Below are 23,840 nucleotides of genomic sequence, written 5' to 3'. Positions count from 1 at the left end.
TGACGGACCAAGAGGCGGGCGCCGGCCACGGCCGGGCGACCCCTATATAAAGGCATTGAAACCATGAACGACCACCGGCCACGCGGCCCCCTGCTCGCGCTGGGAACCGCCGCCTTGACGGCCCTTTCCACCGCGGCTGTAGCCCAATCTCCCGTTCAACTTTCGCCCGTCACGGTCCAGGGCGCCGCGCCCGGCGCCAGCCTGACGGTCCCCGACACCGAAGGCGCCCGCCGGGCGATCGAGCAGACGCCGGGTGCCGTGTCCGTCGTGTCCGACAAGGCCTGGCGCGAAACCCCCGCCACGACCCTGAAGGACGTGCTGGACTATACGCCGGGCGTTTTCGTGCAGCCCAAATGGGGCGAGGATTCGCGCCTGTCGATCCGCGGGTCCGGCCTGTCGCGCAATTTCCATATGCGCGGCGTCGCCATCCTCCAGGACGGCGTGCCGGTCAACGCGTCGGACGGCAGCAGCGACTTCCAGGAGCTGGACCCGACGGCCTTCCGCTACACGGAGGTCTACAAGGGCGCCAACGCGCTGCGCTATGGCTCAAACTATGTCGGCGGCGCCATCAACTTCGTCTCGCCGACGGGGTATGACGCCGACCTGTTCGACGGCCGCGCCGATATCGGCAGCTTCGGGTTCCGCCGGCTGCAAGGCAGCACGGGCGGCAACAACGGCGTGGTGGATGGCTATGTCACCGGCTCCTGGCAGGCCCAGGACGGCTTCCGCGACCACAGCAACGGCGAATCGAAGCGCGCGTCGGGCAATGTCGGCTGGCGGATCACGCCGGACCTGGAGACCCGCTTCTACTTCAACGCCGTCGACCTGAAGCAGTACATCCCCGGTTCGGTGACCCGCGATTCGGCGCTGAACGATCCGCGGAAGGCCGCTGCCGGCAACCTGCTGCAGAACTACCAGCGCAACATGGAATCCCTGCGCGTCGCCAACAAGACGACGCTGAAGCTGGGCAACACCAAGCTGGAGGTGGGAGGCTATGCGGTCGACAAGGCCCTTATCCACCCGATCTTCCAGTATCTCGACTACGACTACCGGGACTTCGGCGCCTTCGCCCGGGTGGTCGACGAGCGCGAGATTGGTGGCCGGCGCAACCGTCTGACGGTCGGCACGAACGTCGCCTTCGGCTCGGTCGACAACAAGCAGTATGTGAACCTGCCCGGCGGGCGGAAGGGCAACCTCCTCTCGGCCTCCAAGGACAAGTCGCTGACGACCAGCGTCTATGCCGAGGATTCCTTCGAGGTCGTCCGCGACGTCTCGGTGGTGGCGGGCGCCCAGTACGTCCAGGCCAAGCGCAAGCGCGTCGACCGCTTCCAGGACGCCACCGACACGTCGGGCGACAATACCTACGACTTCCTCAATCCCAAGCTGGGGCTGCTGTGGCAAGTCGATCCGGGCTGGCAGGTCTTCGCCAACGTGTCCCGCAGCGGCGAGGCACCGACCTTCGGCGAGCTGAACTTCACCAACACGGTGCTGGCCGACACCAAGGCGCAGCGCGCGACGACCTTCGAGATCGGCACGCGCGGCCGGCGGCCCGACTATAGCTGGGACCTCGCTCTCTATCGCATGAACCTGAAGAACGAGTTCCAGTTCTTCGACCTGGGCGGCGGCAACTTCCAGGTCACCAATGCCGACCGCACGATCCACCAGGGCATCGAGGCCGGCGGTGGCGTCGCCGTCGCCAAGGGCCTGCTGTCGGAGGCCGACCGGCTGTGGGTGAACGCCGCCTACACCTTCAGCGACTTCCGCTTCGATGGCGACCGCGACTGGGGCGACAACAAGCTGCCGGGCGCGCCGCGCCATTACCTGCGGGCCGAGCTGCTGTACCGCAGCCCGGACGGGTTCTATTTCGGACCGAACGTCGAATGGGTGCCGCAAGCCTACTATGTCGACAATGCCAACTCGCTGAAGACGGAATCCTACGCCCTGCTCGGCTTCCGGGCGGGCTACGACTTCAACGAGCATGTCTCGTTGTTCCTGGACGCGCGCAACCTGCTCGATACCAAGTACATCGCCAGCAGCAGTGTGGCCGCGGTGGCCAATCCCAACTCGCCCCTGTTCGAACCCGGCACCGGCATCGCCGCCTATGGCGGACTGCGCCTGCGCTGGTAGCACTGGAGGATGACCATGAATAAGGCCCTTAGATTGACGGCGTGCCTCGCCCTGGCGCTCCAGGCCGGGGCGCCGGCCGCGCTCGCCTGCGAGCCCGAGGCGATGAACGAGCAACTGGCCGAGCTGTGCCGGGTGCCGCTGGAAGAGCTCTCGACGATGCTGTCGGCGGTGAAGCAGCCGCCGGAGGCAACGGCGGCGTTGCGGAGCCGCCTGGAGGATGCCCGTAACGCCTGTCGCGACGGCGAGTTCGAGGTCGGCGCCTTGTCGTTCGTCCGACTGGCGCGCGATATCGGCCGCCTGGAGGCCCGCACGCTGGCGGCGCTCGGTCCGGCCATCAGCCCGGTGGGGAGCGCGCGATGAAGGGCCGCTCCACCATCCTGGCGCTGGCCATGCTGGCCGGCGCCGGCATGCCCGCGCTGGCGCAGGCCCCGGCCACAGCAGCAACCGCCATCGAGATCGTGCAGCCCTGGGCGCGGCCCACGGCCGGTGGCGCCAAGACCGGGGCTGCCTATGTCACCCTGCGCAACCCGGCGGCCGCGGCAGACCGGCTGCTGTCGGCCGCGGCGCCGGTCGCCGACGCGGTCGAGCTGCACACGGTGGTGAAGGACGGCGATGTCATGCGCATGCGGCCGGTGGCCGGCATCGACATCGCCGCCGGCTCGACCACGCGGCTGGAGCCAGGCGGCTTCCACATCATGCTGATCGGGTTGAAGGCGCCCCTGAAGGCCGGCGACCGCTTTCCCTTGGAACTGGTCTTCGAGAAGGCCGGACGGCTGACGGCCGACGTGGCCGTGGGCCAGCCCGGCGGCCATGGCGGCCCCATGAAGCACTAACGGACGAAAGGGACGGAGGGGGCGGGTCCGTCCCCTCTTCCCCGCCTACCGTCGGCGCACCGGCACCACCTTGCCGGACGATGCCGCGGCCAGGAGTGCGGCGATCAGGTCGTGCACGGCCAGCGCGGCCCGGCCGTCGGCGCGGGGTGGCCGGCCGCCGCGCACCGCGTCGACGAAATCGAGGATGAGCGCGCGGTGATAGTCATGCGGGAAAGCCATCGGATCAGCGCCCGTTCCCCCAGGCGTGGCGTCCGCGGCCATCGCCTCCAGGCGTCCGTCCTGCCAGCGGACTTCGAGCGCGGTGCCGGCCAGGGTGGCGGTGCCGTGCGTGCCGATGATCTCTATCTTCTCGGCCTGGCCCGGAAAGGCAGCCGTGGTGGCGTCGATGGTGCCGAGCGCGCCCGATGCGAAGCGGACAGCACCGGCCACAAGGTCCTCGGTCTCCATCCGGTGCACGGCAGAGGTGGTGGCGAACCCCGCCACCTGGTCGACGGCGCCGGCCATGGCCAGCAACAGGTCCAGGGTGTGGATGCCCTGGGTCAGCAGCACGCCGCCGCCGTCGCGTGCCAGCCGGCCCCGGCCGGGCTGGTCGTAATAATCCTGCGGCCGCCAAAGACGAATGACGGCGCCGGCGCCGACGACGGTGCCGAGCGCCCCGCCATCGAGCAGCGCCCGCAGCCGCTCCGCCGATGGGCGGAAGCGATGCTGCAGGACGAGCCCCAGCGTCCGCCCGGCCGCGGCGCATTCCGCCACCAGCAGATCGGCCCGCGCCGGATCGGCCTCCAGCGGCTTTTCCAGCAGCACATGCTTGCCGGCGGCGATGGCCCGTCGCACGAGATCGAGATGGGTGTCGGGTGGCGTCAACAGCAGAACGGCCTCGACCCGCGCGTCTTCCAGCACCGTTTCCAGCCGCTCGGTGACCGGCAGGCCATAGGCCGCATGGAATGCCGCCCGCCGGTCGGGCGACGGGCTCCAGGCATGATGGACGGTCACCGCTTCGGCGAGGTCGGCCAGCGCCAGGGCATGCGGCTTCACCGCCATGCCGAGGCCGACGATGGCGACGCCGAAGGGCTGCGTCACGCGCCGCCCCCGTTGCCGAGCCGGACCAGCCGGGTCGCGTCGGCCGCATTCACCGCGCCGGGCGGGGCGATGCCGCGGACGATGTCCGCCACCTGGCGCACCGTCTCCATGGCCTGGTAGGCGCTCGCTTCCGGCGTCAGGCCGCCGATATGCGGGGTGGCCAGCACGCCCGGGCGCCGGGCCAGGTCCGGCATGGGCATCTGGCCCTCGGCACGGCCGACATCCATGGCCAGCCCGGCAATCCGTCCGCCGTCCAGGGCGGCGGCGACCGCGGCCTCGTCCATCAGGTTGCCGCGCGATGCGTTCACCAGCAGCGCGGTCGGCTTCATCGCCGCAAGCAGTTCCGCCCCGACCAGGTTCTCGGTCTCGGGCGTGGCGACGGCCAGCGGCACCAGGAAATCCGCCTCGGCCACCAGGGTGGCCAGGTCCACCTGGGTGATGGCCGGGTCGTCGACCGTGGCATAGGGGTCGTGGACCAGGATGCGCGCCTCGAACGGCGCCAGCAGGCGGCACACCCGCTTTGCGATGGTGCCGTAGCCGATGATGCCGACCGTGCTGCCGCGGATCTCGCGCCCCATTCGATGGGTCAGGTCGCCGCCGGTGCGGTAGGCGACGGCGTACTCGACCGTGCCGCGCGCCAGGCCGATCATGGCGCCGACGATCCATTCCGCCACCGCCGGGCCGAAGCCCGGGCCGGCACGCGTGACCAGCACGCCGTTGCGACTGGCCCCGGCCACGTCGACATTGCGGATGTCGACCGCGCAGCGGACGAAGGCGACCAGACCCGGCATGGCGTCGAACAACGCGCCCTCGCCCGGCGTGCGCGGATCGGACACGACGACGTCGGAGTCGGCCGCCATCTCGGCCAGTTCGGCCATGGTCAGCGGCCGGTCATGCGGGTTCAGCCGCAGGGTGCCGAGCTGGCGCAGCCCGTCGACGGCCGCCTCGCGGTAGAAAAGCCGCCGCGTGCTCTCCGGATGGGTGAGAAAGATCGTTGCCATTCGCCCTGATACCTCGCCGGCACCACGTTTCGTTGTGGGCCGATTGTTGCCAATCGGGGGCCATGCTAGCGTCTTCCCATCGAGTGCCGCCATCCACGAAGCGGCATCGGGAGGAGACCTTCATGCATATTTCACGGCTCGTTCTGGCAGCCGCGGCGTCGGTTGCAATTTCGCTCGGCGTGGCTGGCGCCGGCAGCCCCGCCCTGGCCCAGCAGAAGCTCGTCCTGAAGGCGAGCGACGTCCACCCCCTGGGCTATCCCACGGTCGAGGCGATCGTCCGCATGGGCAAGAAGCTGGAGGCCGCGACCAACGGCCGCCTCAGCATCCAGATGTTCCCATCGATGCAGCTCGGCGGCGAGAAGGAGATGATCGAGCAGGCGCAGATCGGCGCCCTGCAGATCGCCCGCATCAGCGTCGGCCCGGTCGGCACGATCGTCGACGAGCTGAACGTCTTCAACATGCCGTTCGTGTTCCGTGATTCCAAGCACATGGAAGCGGTCATCGATGGCGAGATCGGCACCGAGCTGCTGGCCAAGATCAGCGAGAACCCGCAGACCCGGCTGATCGCGCTTGGCTGGATGAATGCCGGCTCGCGCAACGTCTACAACAGCAAGCGCCCGATCCGGACGACGGAGGATCTCAAAGGCTTGAAGATCCGCATGATGGGTAACCCCATCTTCGTCGACACCATGAATGCGCTGGGCGGCAACGGGATCGCCATGGGGTTCAACGAACTCTATAGCGCCATGCAGACGGGCGTCGTCGATGGAGCCGAAAACAACCCACCGACCTACATCGTCCAGAACCACTATCAGGTCGCCAAGTATTTCTCGATGACCGAGCACCTGATCATCCCGGAGATTTTCGTTTTCTCGAAGCGGACATGGGACACCTTGTCGAAGGAGGACCAGGCGCTCTTGCGGAAAGTGTCGCGCGAGGCGCAGACTGAGCAGCGCGAGCTTTGGTACAAGATGGAAGAGGAATCGGTCGCCAAGATGAAGGCGTCCGGCATCGAGATCATCACGTTCGCCGACAAGAAGCCTTTCCAGGACGCGGTCAAGCCGGTCTGGGAGAAGTATGGCGGCAAGTACTCGGCCCTGGTGAAGCGGATCCAGGCGGTCCAGTAGCCTTCGCGGCCGTGGGGCGACCGCGCATGGTCGCCCCCCCTGTGCCCTTTGCCGAACTCTGCCCGATGGATCGAACGCCGATGCAGGACGCCTATCGCCGCGCGATGGACGCGCTCTATCTCGCCTGCATCGGCCTGGCCGGGGCGAGCGTCGTGGTCATCACTCTGGTCGTGCCCTGGGGCGTGTTCACCCGCTACGTGCTGAACCGCGGCTCGGCCTGGCCCGAGCCGATGGCCATCCTGCTGATGGTGCTGTTCACTTTTCTGGGTGCAGCCGCCTGCTACCGCGCGAACTCGCATATCGCCGTCGACATGATCGCAGGCGCTATGCCGCCGCCGATCCGGCGCATGCTGGCCATCCTGGTCGACCTGCTGCTGGCTGCGCTCAGCCTCTTCATGGTCGTCTATGGACTGGAACTGTGCGTCACGACCTGGCACCAGGTCATCGCGGAGTTTCCATTCCTCTCGACCGGGATCACCTACCTGCCGCTGCCGCTGGGTAGCGCGCTCACATTGCTCTTCATCATCGAGCGCATGTGGATCGGGCCGCCGCCGCACGGCTCCATCGTCTACAACGATTCCGCGATCGAGAAGGACTGACCGCCATGGATGCGCTGGTTCTGCTCGGCAGCCTCTTCGCCCTCATCGCCATCGGCCTGCCGGTCGCCTATGCCCTGGGGGCGGCAGCACTGGTGGGAGCGCTCTGGATCGACATCCCGTGGGAAGCGGTGATGCTCAAGATCTCGGATGGGGTCCGCAATTTCTCGCTCCTGGCGATCCCCTTCTTCGTCCTGGCCGGCGCGATCATGGCCGAGGGCGGCATGGCGCGCCGACTGGTCGCACTGGCCAACGTGTTCGTCGGATTCATCCGCGGCGGCCTGGCGCTCGTCAACATCCTGGCGTCCAGCTTCTTCGGCTGCATCTCCGGATCTTCGGTCGCCGACACCTCGTCGATCGGCTCGGTCATGATCCCGCAGATGGTCCGGGCGGGATACCCGCGCGTGTTCGCCACCAATGTCACGATCGCCGGGTCGGTGCAGGCGATCCTCATTCCGCCCAGCCACAATGCGGTGATCTATTCGCTGGCCGCCGGTGGCACCGTCTCCATCGCCCACCTTTTCCTGGCGGGCTTCCTGCCGGGATTGCTGCTGGGCCTGTCGCTGATCGGCCTCTGCATTTTCATCGCCCGGCGTCGGGGCTATCCCAAGGGCGAGCCGGTGCCGCTGCGCCAGGCGCTCCGCGTCGTGGTCGAGGCATTCTACGGCCTCCTGACGATGGTCATCATTCTGGGCGGCATCCTGTCCGGCGTCTTCACCGCCACAGAATCTGCGGCAGTCGCCTGCATCTACGCCTTCCTGGTCACGATGTTCGTCTATCGCGACTACCACTGGCGGGAGTTGCCCAAGCTCATCCATCGCGTCGTGAAGACGGTGGCGATGGTGATGATCCTGATCGGGTTTGCCTCCTCCTTCGGCTACATCATGGCCTTGATGCAGTTGCCGGCGCAGGTGACGGCTTTCTTCCTGACGCTGTCGGACAACAAATACGTCATCCTCTTCCTCATCAACATCATGCTGCTGGTACTCGGCTGCCTGATGGACCTGGCACCGCTTCTGCTGATCTGCACGCCTATCCTCCTGCCGGTGGTGAAGAGTTTCGGCGTCGATCCGGTGCATTTCGGCATGGTGATGCTGGTAAATCTCGGCATCGGCCTGATCACGCCGCCGGTCGGGGCGACGATGTTCGTCGGCTGCGCCATCGGCAAGGTGACGATCGAACAGGTCACGCGCGAGATCTGGCCGTTCTACGTGGCGATGCTCGTCGTCCTGGGGCTCGTGACCTATGTCCCGGAGATATCCCTCTTCATTCCAAGCCTCGTGAAGTTTTGACCCCGAAAGGGCGCCGGGGCCGGCAAAGCGCCCACCAAGAACTGGAGGGGACGACCATGATCGGCACGAGAAGAAGCTTCCTGGGGGCGACGGCGGCCACCGCGGTCGCCGCCGCCGCGCCCGCCGCCTTCGCCCAGTGGCAGCCCGAGCGCCGCTACCCCGACCCGCTGGTCGAGGTGCTGGACCCCGCCTTCAACAAGTATCGGCTGGGCCTGGCCGGGGTGGAGCGGCTGGCGACGGGGTTTCGCTGGTCCGAGGGGCCGGTCTGGTTCGGGGATGGCCGCTACCTGCTGTGGAGCGACATCCCCAACAACAAGATCATGCGCTGGGACGAGGTGACGGGCCGCGTCAGCACCTTCCGCTCGCCCTCCAACAACTCCAACGGCAATACCCGCGATCGCCAGGGCCGGCTCGTCACCTGCGAGCATGACAGCCGCCGCGTCACCCGCACCGAGTATGACGGCACCATCACCGTCATCGCCGACAAGTTCGACGGCAAGCGCCTGAACTCCCCCAACGACGTGGTCGTGAAGTCCGACGATTCGATCTGGTTCACCGATCCGCCCTTCGGCATCCTCGGCCACTACGAAGGCACGACGGCGACGCCCGAACTGCCGACCAACGTCTATCGCGTCGACGGCAAGAGCGGGCAGATCACGGTGGCGACGGGCGCCATCAACCGCCCGAACGGCCTCTGCTTCTCTCCCGACGAGAGCAAGCTCTACATCATCGAGTCCGGCGTGGTGCCGCGCGTGGTCCATGTCTTCGACGTGACCGACGGCGGCACCAAGCTGTCGAACGGCCGCAAGTTCATGGACAGCGGTCCATCCGGCACGCCCGATGGCTTGCGCTGCGACGTCGACGGCAACCTGTGGATGGGCTGGGGCATGGGCGAGGGCCATGACGGGGTGATGGTCTTCACCCCCGACGCCAAGCCGATCGGCAAGATCAACCTGCCCGAACGCTGCGCCAACCTCTGCTTCGGTGGGGTGAAGCGCAACCGCCTGTTCATGGTGGCCAGCAAGTCGATCTATTCGCTCTACGTCAACACGCAAGGGGTGAAGGGCGGCTGACAAGCGCCTCGGTGGTCCGCCGGTGCTGCGGGCCGGTCGAAGGACGCTATGACGATCTCGATAGCAACTCCTCCACCGCCCACCCCGCCGCGTCGCGGACCACCGGGTCGTCGTCGCCCAGCAGCGCCTGGGCGTCGGCGACCCGGGCCGGGTCGCCGCTGTTGCCCAGGGCATAGAGCACGTTGCGCACGAAGCGGTTGCGGCCGATGCGCTTGACCGGCGAGCCGGAAAAGACCGTGCGGAACCCGGCATCGTCCAGCCGTGCCAGGTCCGCCAGGCGCGGCGCGGTCAGTTCGGCGCGCGGCAGGAAGTCGGGCTCGGCCGACATGGCGGCGAACTTGTTCCAGGGACAGACAGCCAGGCAGTCGTCGCAGCCATAGATGCGGTTGCCGAGCTTCGGCCGCAGCGCGGGGTCGACCGGGCCGGCATGCTCGATCGTCAGGTAGGAGATGCAGCGCCGCGCGTCGAGCTGGTAGGGCGCCGGGAAGGCATCCGTCGGGCAGGCGTCGAGGCAGCGCCGGCAGGAGCCGCAATGGTCGCCCTCGCCCGCGTCTGGCGGCAGTTCCAGCGTGGTGTAGACCATGCCGAGAAACAGCCACGAGCCGTGATCGCGCGACACCAGGTTGGTGTGCTTGCCCTGCCAGCCGATGCCGGCGCGGGCGGCCAGCGGCTTTTCCATCACCGCGGCCGTGTCGACGAAGACCTTCACCTCGCAGCCCTGCGACGCATGGAGCCAGCGCGCCAGCTCCTTCAGCTTGCGCTTCACCACGTCGTGGTAGTCGCGGCCCTGGGCATAGACCGAGACGATGCCGCGGTCGGGATGGGCCAAGAGGCGCATCGGGTCCTCGGCCGGGGCGTAGGAGAGGCCCAGCGCGATGACCGTGCGGGCGTCCGGCCAGAGCGCGCGCGGGTCGCCGCGCCATGCCGCCTTGGCCGCCAGCCAGCCCATGTCGCCGTGGCGGCCGGCGGCCAGGAACTCCGCCAGCCAGCCGGCCACGCGCGCGTCGAGGGCGGCCGGCGCGAAGCCGACGGCGTCGAAGCCGATCGCCAGCGCCCGGTCGCGGATGGCGCCCCTGATGTCAGCCGCGGCCGCGATAGGGTGCCACGTCCTGGGGCGGGATCCACACGCCCTCCGGCGCCGACCCTGTCTGGTAGAACACGTCGATCGGCATGCCGCCGCGCGGATACCAGTAGCCGCCGATGCGCAGCCAGCGCGGCGCGATCTCCGCCACCAGGCGGCGCGCGATGTCGAGCGTGCAGCCCTCATGGAAGGCGCCGTGGTTACGGAACGAGCCGAGATAGAGCTTCAGCGACTTGCTCTCGACGATCCAGTCGCCGGGGATGTAGTCGATGACGAGGTGCGCGAAGTCCGGCTGGCCGGTGATCGGGCAGAGGGAGGTGAACTCGGGCGCCGTGAAGCGCACGCAGTAGCCGAGGTCGGCATGGGGGTTGCCGACCCGTTCCAGCCGTGCCGCCTCGGGCGAGGCCGGCAGGGCGGTCATCTGCCCGAGTTGGGTCAGTTGCTCCGTCATGGTGCGTCCGTGCTGGATGGTGGAAGGGCCGCGATGTCGCCCGCGACCCAGCCCTGCTGCAATTCCCCGACATGGGCGTCGAGCCGGCCGTCGGCAATGGCCTGGCGCAGGCCGGCCATCAGGTCCTGGTAGTATTGGATGTTGTGCCAGGTCAGCAGCATCGACCCCAGGATCTCGTTGGCCTTGAAGAGGTGGTGCAGATAGGCCCGCGAATGGTCGCAGCAGGCGGGACAGCCGCAGGCGGCGTCGAGCGGACGCGGGTCCTCGGCATGGCGGGCGTTGCGGATGTTGACGGTGCCGTGGCGGGTGAAGCCCTGCGCCGTGCGGCCCGAGCGGGTCGGCATGACGCAGTCGAACATGTCGATCCCGCGCTGGACGGCGCCGACGATGTCCTCGGGCCGGCCCACCCCCATCAGGTAGCGCGGCCGGTCGGCCGGCAGCATGGGCGTGGTGAAGCCCACCGTCTCGAACATGGCCGCCTGCCCCTCGCCTACCGCCAGCCCGCCGATGGCGTAGCCGTGGAAGCCGATCTCCTGCAGGGCGGCCGCCGATTCCGCCCGCAGGTCGCGGAAGGTGCTGCCCTGGACGATGCCGAAGAGGCCATAGCCCGGGCGCTCGACGAAGGCGTCGCGGCTGCGCGCGGCCCAGCGCATGGAGAGCCGCATGGAGGCCGCCGCCTGCTCCTCCGTCGCCGGGAAGGGCGTGCACTCGTCGAAGGCCATGGTGATGTCGGCATCCAGCAGGTGCTGAATCTGGATCGAGCGTTCCGGCGTCAGGGCGTGGGCGCTGCCGTCGATGTGCGAGCGGAAGGTGACGCCGTTCTCGTCGATCTTGCGCAGGCCGGCCAGCGACATCACCTGGAAACCGCCGGAATCGGTCAGGATCGGCCCTTGCCAGCCCATGAAGCGGTGCAGGCCGCCCAGCCGCCCGACGCGCTCGGCCCCCGGCCGCAGCATCAGGTGATAGGTGTTGCCCAGCACGATCTCGGCCCCGGTGCTGCGCACCGCGTCGGCGGTCATCGCCTTGACGGTGCCGGCGGTGCCGACCGGCATGAAGGCCGGCGTCTCGACCGTGCCGTGGGCGGTCGAGATCCGGCCGCGCCGGGCGGCACCGTCCGTTGCCAGCAGGGCGAAGGACAGGCCCGTCATGCCGCGCGCTCGATCAGGCAGGCATCGCCATAGGAATAGAAGCGGTATCCCGACCCGATGGCGTGGGTATAGGCGGTCTTCATCCGCTCCAGCCCGGCCAGCGCCGAGACCAGCATGAAGAGGGTGGAGCGCGGCAGGTGGAAGTTGGTCATGAGCAGATCGACGACCTGGAAGCGGTGGCCGGGCAGGATGAAGATGTCCGTCGTGCCGGAGAACGGGCGGACCAGGCCGCCGCCGGCCGCCGCCGTTTCCAGCAGCCGCAGCGAGGTGGTGCCGACGGCGACGACCCGGCCGCCGCGGGCGCGGCAGGCAGCGATGGCATCGACGGTCTCCTGCCCGACCTCGCCCCATTCGGCATGCATGCGATGGTCGCGGGCGCGGTCCGCCTTCACCGGCAGGAAGGTGCCGGCGCCGACATGCAGCGTCACCACCGTGCGCGCGATGCCGGCGGCGTCGAGTGCCTCCAGCAGGTCTGGCGTGAAGTGCAGGCCGGCGGTGGGGGCCGCGACCGCGCCCTCGCGCCGGGCGAACAGGGTCTGGTAATCGGCCCGGTCGCCCTCGCCCTCCGCCCCGCCGCGGATGTAGGGCGGCAGCGGCATTCGCCCGTGGCGCTCCAGGGCCGCCAGCAGATCGGCCCCGCCGACATTGAAATGCAGGCCGACCTCGCCCCCATCGCCCTTGTCGATCACCTCGGCCGACAAGTCGGCGGCGAACACAACCTCATCCCCCGGCCGCAGCCGCTTGGCCGGGCGGGCGAAGACGCGCCAGCGGTCCGGCGCCTGTTGCAGGTGCAGCGTCACCTCGACGGCGGCTGCCCCGCGCTGCCCGGTCAGGCGCGCCGGAATCACGCGCGTATCGTTGGACACCAGCAGGTCGCACGGCCTCAGCAGGCGCGGCAGGTCGCGCACGCCATGGTCGGCCAACGTGCTGCCGATCGCCAGCAGCCGGGCCGCGTCGCGCGGGCGCGCCGGCGCCTGGGCGATGCGGTCGGCCGGCAGATCGAAGTCGAAGTCGGCCGTCAGCAGGTCGGCGATGGCAATGTCGGATGGCATGGGTGCGGCAGATATAGGCGGGTGCCGCGCGATAGGCGAGCATCCTCGATGCCGCGGACGGTCGGACGGCCTTGAGATTCGCCGGCCCGTCCCGCAATCTGGCGCGACCATCCCCTTCGCTCCAACCTCAATCGCAGCCAGCGATGGAAAGGGCGCGCGCCATGAGCGGCGGCTTCGACGTAACCCCCCTCCCCAACTCCCCGTTCGGCGGTCTCCTGCGCCTGCGGGCGCCGGCCGGGCCCGACTACACCCGTGCCCTGATCGCTGCGGCCGAGGCCGAGCCCCACGCCATTCCGGCCGCGCTTGCGGAATATGAGGGGCTGCTGCTGGTCCCCGGCCTGCATGGCATGGCCCAGGACCCGGCGCTGCTGGTCCGCCTCAGCCGGCTCTTCGGCGAGGAGGTCGAGAACTATCACGAGACCCTGACCGAGCCCACCAAGGTGCATGAGACGGTGCCGGAGATCCTGGTCGTCTCCAACATGCCGCCGGCCAGCAAGCCGCCGCCGCCGCTGCCCAACCCGCCGCGCACGGCTGATGGCGGGTTGCCGATGCAATATCCCCATCGCCGTGGCTGGCACACCGACCAGAGCTATCGCCGGCCGCCGCCGGACATCTCGCTCTTCTTCGCCGCCATCGCCGTGCCCAAGGGCCAGGGACAGACCCTGTTCGCCAACTGCGCCGGCGCCTACGAGGCCTTGCCGGCCGCGACCAAGGCGCGGATCGCCCACCTGGACGGGCTGCATGTCATGCCCGGCAGCGGCCGGTCGCCCGATGCCATCCGCGCCGGCAAGACGCCCAAGCCACTGGCCCCGCACGAGCAGCCGCAGCGCCAGCCGCTGGTGCGCATCCACCCCGTCACCGGCAAGCCGTCGCTCTATCTCTGCGAGGAAGGGCAGCTCGACTGGATCAACGGGCCGGTCGTCGGCATGGAGCCGGGACCAGACGGCGAAGGCGGCGGCCTCATCCGCGAACTGATGTCCCACCTGACCCAGCCGCAATTCACCTATGCCCAGGACTGGGACGACGGCGACATGATCATCTGGGACAACCGCTGCCTGGTGCATGCGGCGACCTGGTTCGACGCCGACCGGCACCAGCGGCTGATGTGGCGCACGACCGTGCGCGGCAATCCGGGGCCGGAATATGCCGGCGAGCGCCGGAGCTGGATTCCCCAGCGCGAGGCCGAGCCGGCCTGAAGATCGACGGGGGCGCCACAGCGGCGCCCCCTTTTCGGTTTCAGCTCCGCGCCAGCGCCTCGATGCCCTGGCGCATCACCATGCGCGAGCGCCACAGGACCATTTCCCGCCACTCGTCGGTGTCGGGATAGAACTGGCGGCGCAGGGCCGCCTTGATCCGCTGCGTCTCGGCGGCGTCCCAGTCGAAGGGCCCGCGATTGTGCAGCCAATGATCGTCGCGCAGCGCGATGCGGCCCGATTCCGGCGTGAAGGTGCCGTACTCGAGCGCGATGAAGGACACCCGGTCGCCCAGCATCCGCTCCCAGCCGATCTCGCCCAGGCCGTGCTTGGCGACCGAGGAGGACGTGCCAAGCTGCGGCTCGGTGACGGACTCGCCCCACCATTCCTTGGCCCGGCGGACGTTGATGCTGTCGACCGTGTGGTCGCAGATCAGCTCGCCATAGCCATACGGGCCGAGGCCGGTGTGGTAATCGACGACGGCGACCAGCCGGCGGTCGGCCAGCTTCTCGTCGGCCGCGATCGCCTCGATCGTGCGGCGTGACCAGGTCGGCCCGCTGCCGCCATAGAAGAGGCCGCCGGCATGGCGATACTGCCCGCCCGAGCGCGCGACCGAGGCGGCATGGACGCCATGCGTCTCGCGATAGGCGCGCACGCGGGCCTCGGCCGCCTCGAACACGGGGCCGGACAGGTCGGCCGGGATGTAGGCGTCGGCCAGCTCGTCGTAGCCGGGGTTCTCGGGCAGCGGCTGGGTGAAGTCGATGTAGTTGCGGTTGAGGTCGCAGCCTTCCTCGGTCACGCGGCGGATCCAGGCGAAGCCGTGCGGGTTGATGGCGTGGACCAGCAGCACCGCGACGCCGGCCGGCACGGAAGCCAGCGCGCCCGACGCCAGCCAGTCGACCTGGCAGCCCGACCCGCAGAAGCCCTCGGCCCCGTGCGTGCCGGAGATCGCGACCATCACGGTCGGCGCATCCTCGGCCCCGAACCAGGCGGTGTCGGTCGCCAGCTCTTCGCCGCGCGGGCCGCGGTTGGGGTTGGCGTAGCTGCGCATGCGCCCGCCATGGGCCTTCACGGCGGCGGCGAACTTGCGCCGCGCATCGGCGTAATCGACGGCAAAGCTCTCCGTCATCGACTGCAACACGTCCATATCGGCAGGGACCTCTTTTGGTTTTATCGGGCGCGCCAGCGGGCGATCCCGTCGGACAGGCGATACCAGGAACCGACGATCGGCAGGAACCACGGATTGCCGCGATAGAGCGGCCGGGTCGGGAACGGCAGGCCGTCGAAGGCACATTGCCGGTTGGTCCGCCCCAGGATCTTGAGGGCGACCTGGTTGCCGAGATAGCTGGCCATGGCGACGCCGCTGCCCTGGCAGCCCATGGCGTAGTGGACCCCGTCATGCACGCCCATGTGCGGCACCATGTCGAAGGTGAAGGCGACGTTGCCGGTCCAGCTATGGGTGATCTTCGTCTGCGCCAGCTCGGGCCAGACGCCCGTCATGAAGCGGTGCAGCACGGGGGCCGCCAGCTCGGGCGTGGTCTGGCGGAAGCTGGCACGGCCACCGAACAGCACGCGCGTGCCGTCCGGCGACAGGCGGAAGTAATACAGCACCTTCTTGCTGTCGGAGAACATGCGGCCCTTGGGCGACAGCTTGGCCGTCACCTCGGGCGGCAGCGGCTCGGTCGCGATGATGTAGCTGCCGACCGGGATCAGGCGGCGACGCAGCCAGGGCGTGACCGGGCCGGTATAGCCGTTGGTGGCCGCCATCACCTCGCGCGCGTGGATGGTGCCGCGGGTGGACTTGACGACGAAGCCCCCCTCCTCACGCACGATCCCTTCGACGCGCGCATGCGAGCAGAGTGTTGCCCCGGCCTCGGCCACCTTCCCGGCCAGCGCGCGGACATACTTGGCCGGGTGCAGGGCGCCCGTTCCCTCCACCACCATGCCGCCGTAATAGTAGTCGGAGCCGATCTGCTCGTGCTGGCGCGCGCGCGGCACCATCTCGACCACGGCCCCCGTGGCCGCGCGCAGCTTGGGCGCGCGCGCCTCCATGGCGGCATAGTCGCGCGGCGTGTGGGCACCGACGAAGCGGCCGGAGCGGACATAGTCGCAGTCGATCCCCTCGCGCCGGATCAGGTCCTCGATATGGGTGAAGGAGCTCCAGCCGTCCTCGCGGATGCCGTTGGCGACCTCCGCGCCGTACAGCTTCTCTATCTTGGGGTCAGACACCTTCATGCCGCCCGACACCATGCCGCCATTGCGCGAGCTGGCACCCCAGCCGATCTCGGCCGCGTCGACCACGACCACGCGCGTGCCGGCGCGGGCCAGCGTCAGCGCGCAGTTGAGGCCGGCATAGCCGCCGCCGATCACCACCACGTCGGTCTCGTCGGGCAAGGGCGCATCGAAGCGGGCGGGCGTGGCGGCCTCCCACCAATAGGGCGTGGTCTTGAAGCCGTCGGCGAACAACGGGTGGGCGGCCATGGTCTCGGCTCCTGTCGAAGCGACGGCTGGACGTTCGGTCTCTAGATGCGGGTCGGCGCGGCCGAACCACTGGCGGGCGGCTGGCCGGCGATGGGATGTTCGGCCGGGCGTCTCCCGGCGGCGCCCGCCTGCGGCGGTACGCGGATCCCCCCGGCGGCTGCCGGCCCGATCCTGGCTATCGCCATTCGCGCAGGCCGTCAATCCGATGCCGCCGTCAGAGAATGATCGCGGCATCGGCAGCCGGAGCCGGCCGGGCGGTGCCCTCGTCCCCGAGCATGCCGCGCATCTCGACCTCGATCCGGTGGGCCAAGGTCGATATCGGGACGTCGTTCACACCACCCTCGAAGGGGTTCGAGGAATTCTCCCCGACCTTCTCCAGCGTCACGAATATCCAGGTGATCATCACGCTGAAGGGGATCGTAGCCCAGACCGTCCAGGCTTCGATCCCGGCATACCGGCCCATCCCATGGAACTGTTCGAGCAGCGCGAACGGCACCAGGATCACGAACATCCGCAGAAGCACGATCGCGATGGAATAGAAATTCCGCGCATAGGGATAGTTCTTGATCCGCTGGGCATTGCCCTGCAGCAGGATGATCTCGTTCAGCACCCCCTGCAGGCTGGAATACATCGGCCCGGTGTCGATGATCTTCTTGCGGTAGGAGTTGGAGAGCATCCGCGCCTGCTGCGACAGCAGGTAGTTCGCCTTGTCGCCATGGTGCCGGAGGACGGCGTCCAGGGTTGCCTCCGGCAGGTATTGCGCCAACGCCTGGCGCAGGTCCATCTGGCGCTCCGGGATCGTGTAGAACGCCATGTATTCCTTGTTCCCCGGCTCGTTCAGATTCTCCCAGACCTTCGGCTCCCGGAGCTGGTAGCGAAGGGCGGTCAGCCAGGCGAAATGCTGGTTGAACAGCACCCAGTGCAGGCGCCGCGTCTCTTCCTGATCGCTGGCGAGCACGAAGCCGATCACCGCATTGCCCCACGCCATGCTCCTGGCCGCGATCGCGCTCCAGATCGCCAGCGCGTCGGATGCCCGGCGGTGGCATTCGACATTCTTGAACGCGATGATGAAGGAGACCGCGGTGCCCAGCACCGCAATGATCGAGGGCGGTACCGACAGGAACTTCCACCCCAGCACCGCATAGGCAGCCGTCGGTATCGCCGCCCATGCGGCCAGCAGCACAATCTCGCGTCGCGTCCACTGGACGTATTCCACGAACTTGAACTTGCGGCCGACATGCATCGCCAATACTCCGGAGGAGGCGCATGGCGCGACGCGCGTCCCGTGCGACCCAGGCACCCGGCATCCTATTCCACGCACTCGCAAACGGGTAGCGCCGGCGCCCCGAACGGGGCACATGGCATAATCTTGCGGTGGATTGAGCGAGCAATCTAAGATTGCCCAGTACAGGGACGGGAGTCCGTGCACGATCTAATCCCGATCGTGGATCTCATAAGTAATTTGAATGAAGGCGGGATGGGCATGGCAAACTTCGACTTGACCTCGGGCGCGGACAACTTCCCGAACGATGCGCAGGACAACAGTGGGTCAGATTCCATTTCCGGCCTGGCCGGAATAGATACGATCTACGGCGGCCAGGGCGACGATACGATCCTGGGCGGCGATGCGCGCGACCTCGTCTATGGCGGCATCGGCAACGACAGCCTGCTGGGGGACGAGGCCAGCGACACGGTCGCCGCGTCCGGCAATGACACCATCCTTGGCGAGACGGGCAACGACACGATCCTGGGCGGCTTGCTGAACGACTCCCTGATCGGCGGGGACGATGACGACTGGATCGGCGGCGGCAGCGGCAAGGACACGATCTTCGGCAATGCCGACGACGACACCCTGTTCGGCGACGCCGGCGATGATTTCCTGAATGGCGGCGGCGGCGACGACAGCGTGCTGGGCGGCAACGCCGACGACACCATCCAGGGCGGGGCCGGAAACGATCTGCTGTTCGGTAGCTTCGGCCATGATTCCATCCGCGGCGGCGACCATTCCGACGTTGTGTCGGGGAATTGGGGCAACGACACGCTCGATGGCGGCGACGGCAACGACCTCGTCTTCGGCGCCGACGGACCCATCCCCGAGTCCGGCCTCAGCGATGAGGATCTGATCTATGGCGGCGCCGGAAACGATCTGCTGATCGACTTCCTCGGTTCGGACAGCATCCTTGGCGGCGATGGCGATGACGGCATCGCATCTGCGGGAGGCAATGCCTTCATCGACGGCGGCGATGGCGACGATGGGATTATCGACGTTGGCGGCGCGGGCATCAGTGAAATAGGGGGCGACAGCAACATCCTGGGCGGCAACGGCGACGATACGGTCTTCGCGGGCGCCGGCCGCGACACGCTGGATGGCGGCGACGGCCGCGACCTTCTGCTCGGCGGCCAGGACGCGGACCAGATCGCCGGCAGCGCGGGCCAGGACACGATCTACGGCGATGACCTGCAGTTCGACGAGACTTTCGGCCTGAGCTATCAATATTTGGCGCCCGATGGGAAGACCGCCACCAACCTGAGCTCGTCCGTCAGCCGCCTGGACGGCTTCTACGCCTACGACGATACGCTGGACGGCGGGGCGGACAATGACCTCCTGTACGGCGGCGACGGCAACGACCTCATGCATGGCGGCGACGGCGACGACACGCTGGCCGGCGACCGCTATATGGGCCCGACCGAATCCGGTGACGACGACAGCTACGACACGCTGACCGGCGGCAACGGCAGCGACCTGATCTATGGCGGCGACGACAACGACTTGGTCCATGGCGGTGCCGACGCCGACGTGATCTTCGGCGGCGATGACGAGGACAGCCTGTTCGGGGAAGGCGACGCCGACACGATCGACGGTGGCGCCGAGGAAGACCTCATCTATGGCGGCGACGGCGACGATTCGATCCATGGCGGCGTCGACGATGACGGCGGGCCCGATTACACCGGCGACACGCTCTATGGCGGCGAAGGCAACGACACGCTGACCGGGGACGGCGACCGCGACCTGCTCGTTGGCGGCGCCGGCAATGACCGCCTGACCCCCGGCATGAACCATGACGGCGAGATCCAGGCCGACGATTGGGGCGACAGCCTGTTCGGCGATTCGATCTGGGGCGGTGCCGGCGCCGACGGCATCCACGCCGCCACGCCGGACGAACTGGGCGACGACACGGTCTTCGACTTCACCGCCGGCAAGAGCCCTGCCCTCTCGGACTACATCGTCGTCGAAGGCGATTTCTCCGATCTCGACGAGACGACGATGGAAGGCGCCCTGCTGCTGCAGGACACCATCGCGGTCTATCTGCTGAACGGCGGCAATCCCATCGCGGGCGAGGTCGAGGCCAGCTACGACAGCCTGGCCGGCGAGACGACGCTCTGGATCCACGAATTCGACGACGAGGCGCCGGCCGCCCCCGCGATCACGGCCTTTGCCGGAAACACCGGGGACCCGGCCGACAACGTCACCACCGACCAGACGCTCTACATCTACGGCGAGGCCGAACCCTACAGCACGGTCACCATCTACAAGGACGGCGCTGCCGTCGGCGTGACGTCGCCCGACGAGGATGGCGACTTCATGTTCGACTTCACGGGCACCGCCCTGCCCTTCGGCGTCCATGGCTTCGTGGCGACCGCGACGGACCAGGCGCTGAACGAGTCCGACCCGTCCGACCTGTTCCCGGTCATCATCCAGACCGGGAATACGCCGAGCAACAATGCGGACGTCCTGGCGGGCGGCACCGGCAGCAATGTCATCGACGGCAAGAACGGCAACGACCAGGTCTTCGGCCTGGCCGCCAACGACACGCTGAAGGGCGGCAACGGCAACGACCTGGTCTATGGCGGCTCGGAGAACGACGCCCTCTATGGCGGCAACGACCATGACAGCCTCTATGGCGAGGCCGGCAACGACACGCTCTATGGCGAGAACGGCAACGATGCCGCCGCCGGCGGCGACGGCAACGACCGGCTGGAGGGCGGCGCCGGGCTCGACACGCTGGAGGCCGGGGCGGGCGCGGACACCTTGCTGGGCGGTGCGGGCGACGACCAGTTGGCGGGCGGCGAAGGCGGCGATCGCCTCTACGGCGAAGCCGGGTCGGACCATATCGACCTCGGCGGCGACGGCGCGCGCGACAGCGTGTATGGCACCGTCGCCTTCCTCGGCGGCGACACCCTGGCCGGTTTCACGGCCGGGGCACCCGCGGTGGCCGGCGCGGACGTACTGGTGATCAGCGGCCTGGCGACCAAGTCACAATCCAAGCTGGACAGCGTGGTGCTGGTCGACGGTGTCCTGTCGCTGTCCAGCGTCGGCGGCACTTCCATCCACTTCACCGACGACGAGGGCAACGACTTGGTCGGCCGCACCGACACCATGCTGGGGGCGGACAACACGGTGCTGCTCTACATCGTCTAATCGAGGCCAGCGGGGTCTGATCGAGGCCAGCGGGGCAGTAGCCTGCCGCCCCGCTGGCGGTCGCCCGCCGACCACGGCTATGGTCGCCGGCAATGACCGACCGCCGCTTCGCTGTCTATTTCGCCCCGCCCGCCGAAAGCCCGCTCGCCCGCTTTGCTGCCGGCTGGCTCGGCCATTGTCCCGAAGGGTATCCTGCGGCAGCCGGCCCGCCGGTGCCCGGGATCAGCGATGCGCGAATGGGCGAACTGGTCGCGGACGCCGCCCGCTACGGTTTCCATGGCACGCTGAAACCGCCATTTCGGCTGGCCGAAGGCCGCACCGAGCAAGATCTGTCGGCTGCGATGACCGTCCTGGCACGCCGTTTCGAGCCGTTCACCCTGCCGCCGCTGCGGCTGGTGGCGATCGGCGGGTTCCTTGCCCTGGTGCCGGCCCATCCATGTGCCCGTCTGGAGGCCGTGGCGAGCGCATGCGTCACCGAACTGGACCGCTTCCGCCGCCCGCCGGACGAGGCGGAGCTTGCCCGACGGCGCCGCGCCCGCCTGTCCGAGCGCCAGGAGCAGATGCTGGCCCGGTGGGGCTATCCCTATGTCCTGGACGAGTTCCAGTTCCACCTGACGCTGACCGCCCGCCTGGACCCGGCGGAAGCGGCGCTGATCCGCCCCGTGCTGGACAGGCTGACCGCCCCGCTGATAGGCCAGCCCCTGCCCTTCGCCGACCTGGCGCTCTTCATCCAGCCGGCGGCGGGCGCACCGTTCACGATCGAACGGCGCTTCCCCCTGGCGCCAACCGCCGGGCCGACAGCCAGTTGATGCCAAGCGGCAGCATCGCGATGGCGATGCCGAGGACCGTGGCCGTAATGTTCGGCGAGATCATCATGATCGCCGACACTGCCAGCACGAGGCGGGCCAGTACACCCAGCCGCGCGAAGGCGAAGCCGGCGATCGCCATTCCCAGGAAGATGATGCCCATGAGGCAGCTTCCGGTCGTCACCAGGAAATCGATCCAGGAGAAATTCGGCGTCGCCACGATCAGCATGACCGGCGAATAGACGAAGACGAAGGGTACCAGAACCTTGGCATTGCCCATCTGGAATGCCTGCACGCCCGTCCGGAACGGGTTGGCGCCGGCGATGCCGGCGGCGGCATAGGCCGCCACGCAGACGGGTGGAGTAAGGTCCGCCAGCACCCCGTAATAGAGCACGAACAGGTGGGCCGCCAGCGGCGGTACCCCCATCAGCACCAGCGCCGGTGCTGCGATCGCCGCCAGGATGATGTAGAGCGCCGTCGTCGGGATGCCGGTACCCATGGCGATACAGGCCAGCCCGATGAAGACCAGCGTGAAGAACAGCGTCACGTCCTTCAGCGTGATGGCCTCGGCCGGCAGGAAGCTGAACAGCGGCATCACGTCTTCGGCGAACTGGGCGGCGGCCTGCGTCACCGCATAGGATATCTTGAAGCCCAGGCCAGAGAGGGTGATGACGCCGACGAAGATACCGACCGCGGCGGCCGCCGTGCCGACCGCGATGGCATAGCGCGATCCCTCCATCAGCGTGTCCAGCACGTCGCGCGGGCTCATGCGGTTGCGCGGGTTCACCATGCCGACCACAAGGGCGGTGATGATCCCCCAGAACGCCGCCATATAGGGCGTGAAGCCCTGGAAGATGATCGTCACCAGGACGACCAGGGGAATCAGCGTCGGCCAACCATCCTTCAGAACCTGGCCGATCCGCGGCAGTTCCGCCTGGGTCAGGCCGCGCAGGCCGGTGCGCCTGGCCTCGAAATGCACGATCGTGAAGACGCCAGCATAGTGCATGAAGGCCGGAACGGCCGCGGCTATGCAGATGTCGATGTAGGGAATGGCCAGGAACTCGGCCATGACGAAGGCGGCCGCACCCATGATCGGCGGCGTGATCTGGCCTCCCGTGCTGGCCGCTGCCTCGACCGCGCCCGCAAAGTAGGGCTTGTAGCCGATCTTCTTCATGGCCGGGATGGTGAGGGACCCGGTCGTCACCGTATTGGCGACCGACGAACCGGAGATCGTCCCCATCATCGCCGACGAGATGACGCTGACCTTGGCCGGCCCGCCCGGCGACTTGCCCGCGATGCAGTATCCGATGTCGATGAAAAGCTGGCCCAGCCCCATGCGGGTGGCGATCACGCCGAACAGCACGAAGTGGAACACGAGCGTCGCCATCACCTGGATCGGGATGCCGAATATCCCCTGGTCGAGCAGGTAGATATGGCTGATCACTCCGCCCCAGGTTGACCCGGGATGTGCCAGCAGGCCGGGAATGAAATATCCCCAGATGGCGTATGCCAGGGATATGAGAACGATGATGGTGAGCGGCCAGCCCATCGATCGGCGAGCCGCCTCGATGACGATGCCGATCAGGATCGTGCCCAGGACAACGTCGGTATCGGTCGGATTGCCGACACGAAATGTCAGGTCGTCCAACGTCCACGGAATATAGAGCGCAGCCACGACGGCGGCTGCGCTTAGCACCCAGTCGTAGAGCGGAACGCCACCCGGCCGGAACCAGCTGCTGACCACAACCGTGTCGTGACTGTCCTTCGTGGCACCGTAGACGAGAAAGCAGACGGACAGCACGAATGCCAGGTGGGTCGCCGCCAGCAGATGCGTCTGCGGCATCCCGGTCGCGGCGATATAGAGATGCCACAGGGACATCGCCAGCAGGATGGCAGCCGTAATGATCTTGGCCGGCTGGACGACCTTGCGGAAGTGCATCTCCGGGTCGTACTTCGCCTCGAGCTCGGCGGTCGTCTTCAGATCCAGCTTGTCGGTCGCCATCTGCCGCCCCTGCCCCCGTACCAGCAGCCTTATGAGAAGCGGGGCCGGAGGATATCCCCCGGCCCCGCTTTCGTTGC

20 protein-coding genes are annotated in these 23,840 nt (G+C 68.2%); 10 read left to right on the top strand and 10 right to left on the bottom strand.

What is annotated here, in order from left to right; genetic code table 11:
* Positions 1–114: 114 nt before the first annotated feature.
* The 3 genes from STVA_RS11940 to STVA_RS11930 are packed head-to-tail and all read left to right on the top strand — an operon-like array spanning position 115 to position 2,960.
* Entirely contained in the window at positions 115–2,127 is a 2,013-nt protein-coding gene (locus tag STVA_RS11940; RefSeq protein WP_197735855.1) for a TonB-dependent receptor family protein, read from the top strand.
* Positions 2,128–2,136: 9 nt separating this feature from the next.
* Positions 2,137–2,487, top strand: a complete 351-nt coding sequence (locus tag STVA_RS11935; RefSeq protein WP_123688168.1) for a hypothetical protein — start codon at positions 2,137–2,139, stop codon at positions 2,485–2,487.
* Positions 2,484–2,960 carry a copper chaperone PCu(A)C gene (locus STVA_RS11930; RefSeq protein ID WP_245978168.1) on the top strand — a complete coding sequence of 159 codons (477 nt, stop codon included), beginning with the start codon at positions 2,484–2,486 and terminating at the stop codon, positions 2,958–2,960. The genes STVA_RS11935 and STVA_RS11930 overlap by 4 nt, the downstream gene beginning before the upstream one ends.
* Positions 2,961–3,005: 45 nt before the next feature.
* On the opposite strand, the gene STVA_RS11925 is transcribed toward STVA_RS11930, so the two are convergent.
* Together STVA_RS11925 and STVA_RS11920 are read right to left on the bottom strand one after the other, a co-directional pair.
* Complete coding sequence (locus STVA_RS11925) at positions 3,006–4,040, bottom strand: Gfo/Idh/MocA family protein (RefSeq protein WP_245978166.1); 1,035 nt, start codon at positions 4,038–4,040, stop codon at positions 3,006–3,008.
* Positions 4,037–5,041 (bottom strand): NAD(P)-dependent oxidoreductase, encoded by a 1,005-nt coding sequence (locus STVA_RS11920; RefSeq protein WP_123688167.1) that lies wholly within the window; start codon positions 5,039–5,041, stop codon positions 4,037–4,039. The genes STVA_RS11925 and STVA_RS11920 overlap by 4 nt, the downstream gene beginning before the upstream one ends.
* A 122-nt stretch (positions 5,042–5,163) precedes the next feature.
* Here STVA_RS11920 and STVA_RS11915 point away from each other — a divergent pair, with 122 nt between their 5' ends.
* Genes STVA_RS11915 through STVA_RS11900 form a run of 4 tightly spaced genes read left to right on the top strand, consistent with a single transcriptional unit; the run spans position 5,164 to position 9,129 of the window.
* The gene (locus STVA_RS11915; RefSeq protein WP_123688166.1) at positions 5,164–6,168 is read left to right on the top strand and encodes a TRAP transporter substrate-binding protein; all 1,005 of its coding nucleotides are present in this window, start codon (positions 5,164–5,166) and stop codon (positions 6,166–6,168) included.
* Positions 6,169–6,194: 26 nt separating this feature from the next.
* Positions 6,195–6,767, top strand: coding sequence for a TRAP transporter small permease (locus tag STVA_RS11910; protein ID WP_197735854.1), 573 nt, complete (start codon positions 6,195–6,197; stop codon positions 6,765–6,767).
* Between the two features lie 5 nt (positions 6,768–6,772).
* Positions 6,773–8,056 carry a TRAP transporter large permease gene (locus STVA_RS11905; protein WP_123688164.1) on the top strand — a complete coding sequence of 428 codons (1,284 nt, stop codon included), beginning with the start codon at positions 6,773–6,775 and terminating at the stop codon, positions 8,054–8,056.
* Positions 8,057–8,112: 56 nt separating this feature from the next.
* Positions 8,113–9,129 carry an SMP-30/gluconolactonase/LRE family protein gene (locus STVA_RS11900; RefSeq protein WP_123688163.1) on the top strand — a complete coding sequence of 339 codons (1,017 nt, stop codon included), beginning with the start codon at positions 8,113–8,115 and terminating at the stop codon, positions 9,127–9,129.
* A 46-nt stretch (positions 9,130–9,175) separates the two neighbouring features.
* Here STVA_RS11900 and queG read toward each other — a convergent pair whose 3' ends face one another.
* Genes queG through queA form a run of 4 tightly spaced genes read right to left on the bottom strand, consistent with a single transcriptional unit; the run spans position 9,176 to position 12,861 of the window.
* On the bottom strand, positions 9,176–10,225 hold the full coding sequence (gene queG / locus STVA_RS11895) for a tRNA epoxyqueuosine(34) reductase QueG (protein ID WP_123688791.1): 1,050 nt from the start codon (positions 10,223–10,225) through the stop codon (positions 9,176–9,178).
* Positions 10,209–10,661, bottom strand: a complete 453-nt coding sequence (queF, locus tag STVA_RS28120; protein ID WP_123688162.1) for a preQ(1) synthase — start codon at positions 10,659–10,661, stop codon at positions 10,209–10,211. The genes queG and queF overlap by 17 nt, the downstream gene beginning before the upstream one ends.
* Positions 10,658–11,809: a tRNA guanosine(34) transglycosylase Tgt gene (tgt, locus tag STVA_RS11885; protein ID WP_123688161.1), complete on the bottom strand. Its 1,152-nt coding sequence runs from the start codon at positions 11,807–11,809 to the stop codon at positions 10,658–10,660. Before tgt ends, queF begins: the two co-directional genes overlap by 4 nt.
* A complete protein-coding gene (gene queA / locus STVA_RS11880) occupies positions 11,806–12,861 on the bottom strand; it encodes a tRNA preQ1(34) S-adenosylmethionine ribosyltransferase-isomerase QueA (protein ID WP_123688160.1) in 1,056 nt (351 codons plus the stop codon). The genes tgt and queA overlap by 4 nt, the downstream gene beginning before the upstream one ends.
* A gap of 143 nt (positions 12,862–13,004) precedes the next feature.
* On the opposite strand from queA, the gene STVA_RS11875 reads away from it, so the two are divergent.
* Positions 13,005–14,057 (top strand): TauD/TfdA dioxygenase family protein, encoded by a 1,053-nt coding sequence (locus STVA_RS11875; protein ID WP_123688159.1) that lies wholly within the window; start codon positions 13,005–13,007, stop codon positions 14,055–14,057.
* A gap of 40 nt (positions 14,058–14,097) precedes the next feature.
* Here the strand turns inward: STVA_RS11875 and STVA_RS11870 are convergent, their stop codons facing one another.
* The 3 genes from STVA_RS11870 to STVA_RS11860 form a co-directional block, all read right to left on the bottom strand.
* Positions 14,098–15,201 carry a M14 family metallopeptidase gene (locus STVA_RS11870; protein WP_123688158.1) on the bottom strand — a complete coding sequence of 368 codons (1,104 nt, stop codon included), beginning with the start codon at positions 15,199–15,201 and terminating at the stop codon, positions 14,098–14,100.
* 23 nt (positions 15,202–15,224) lie between these two features.
* Positions 15,225–16,535 (bottom strand): NAD(P)/FAD-dependent oxidoreductase, encoded by a 1,311-nt coding sequence (locus STVA_RS11865; RefSeq protein WP_123688157.1) that lies wholly within the window; start codon positions 16,533–16,535, stop codon positions 15,225–15,227.
* A gap of 214 nt (positions 16,536–16,749) precedes the next feature.
* Positions 16,750–17,778: a bestrophin family protein gene (locus STVA_RS11860; protein ID WP_170216306.1), complete on the bottom strand. Its 1,029-nt coding sequence runs from the start codon at positions 17,776–17,778 to the stop codon at positions 16,750–16,752.
* Between the two features lie 240 nt (positions 17,779–18,018).
* Here STVA_RS11860 and STVA_RS11855 point away from each other — a divergent pair, with 240 nt between their 5' ends.
* Positions 18,019–20,955 (top strand): calcium-binding protein, encoded by a 2,937-nt coding sequence (locus tag STVA_RS11855; protein ID WP_170216305.1) that lies wholly within the window; start codon positions 18,019–18,021, stop codon positions 20,953–20,955.
* A 92-nt stretch (positions 20,956–21,047) separates the two neighbouring features.
* Positions 21,048–21,764, top strand: a complete 717-nt coding sequence (locus tag STVA_RS11850) for a DUF1045 domain-containing protein (RefSeq protein ID WP_123688154.1) — start codon at positions 21,048–21,050, stop codon at positions 21,762–21,764.
* Here the strand turns inward: STVA_RS11850 and STVA_RS11845 are convergent.
* Positions 21,709–23,763, bottom strand: coding sequence for a TRAP transporter permease (locus STVA_RS11845; RefSeq protein ID WP_123688153.1), 2,055 nt, complete (start codon positions 23,761–23,763; stop codon positions 21,709–21,711). The genes STVA_RS11850 and STVA_RS11845 overlap by 56 nt on opposite strands.
* Positions 23,764–23,840: the final 77 nt, after the last annotated feature.

It is taken from the genome of Stella humosa, assembly GCF_006738645.1.
Taxonomy (GTDB): Bacteria; Pseudomonadota; Alphaproteobacteria; order ATCC43930; family Allostellaceae; genus Allostella; species Allostella humosa.
Note: the sequence above shows the minus strand (reverse complement) of the source record. Positions and strands in the feature narration are given on the sequence as shown.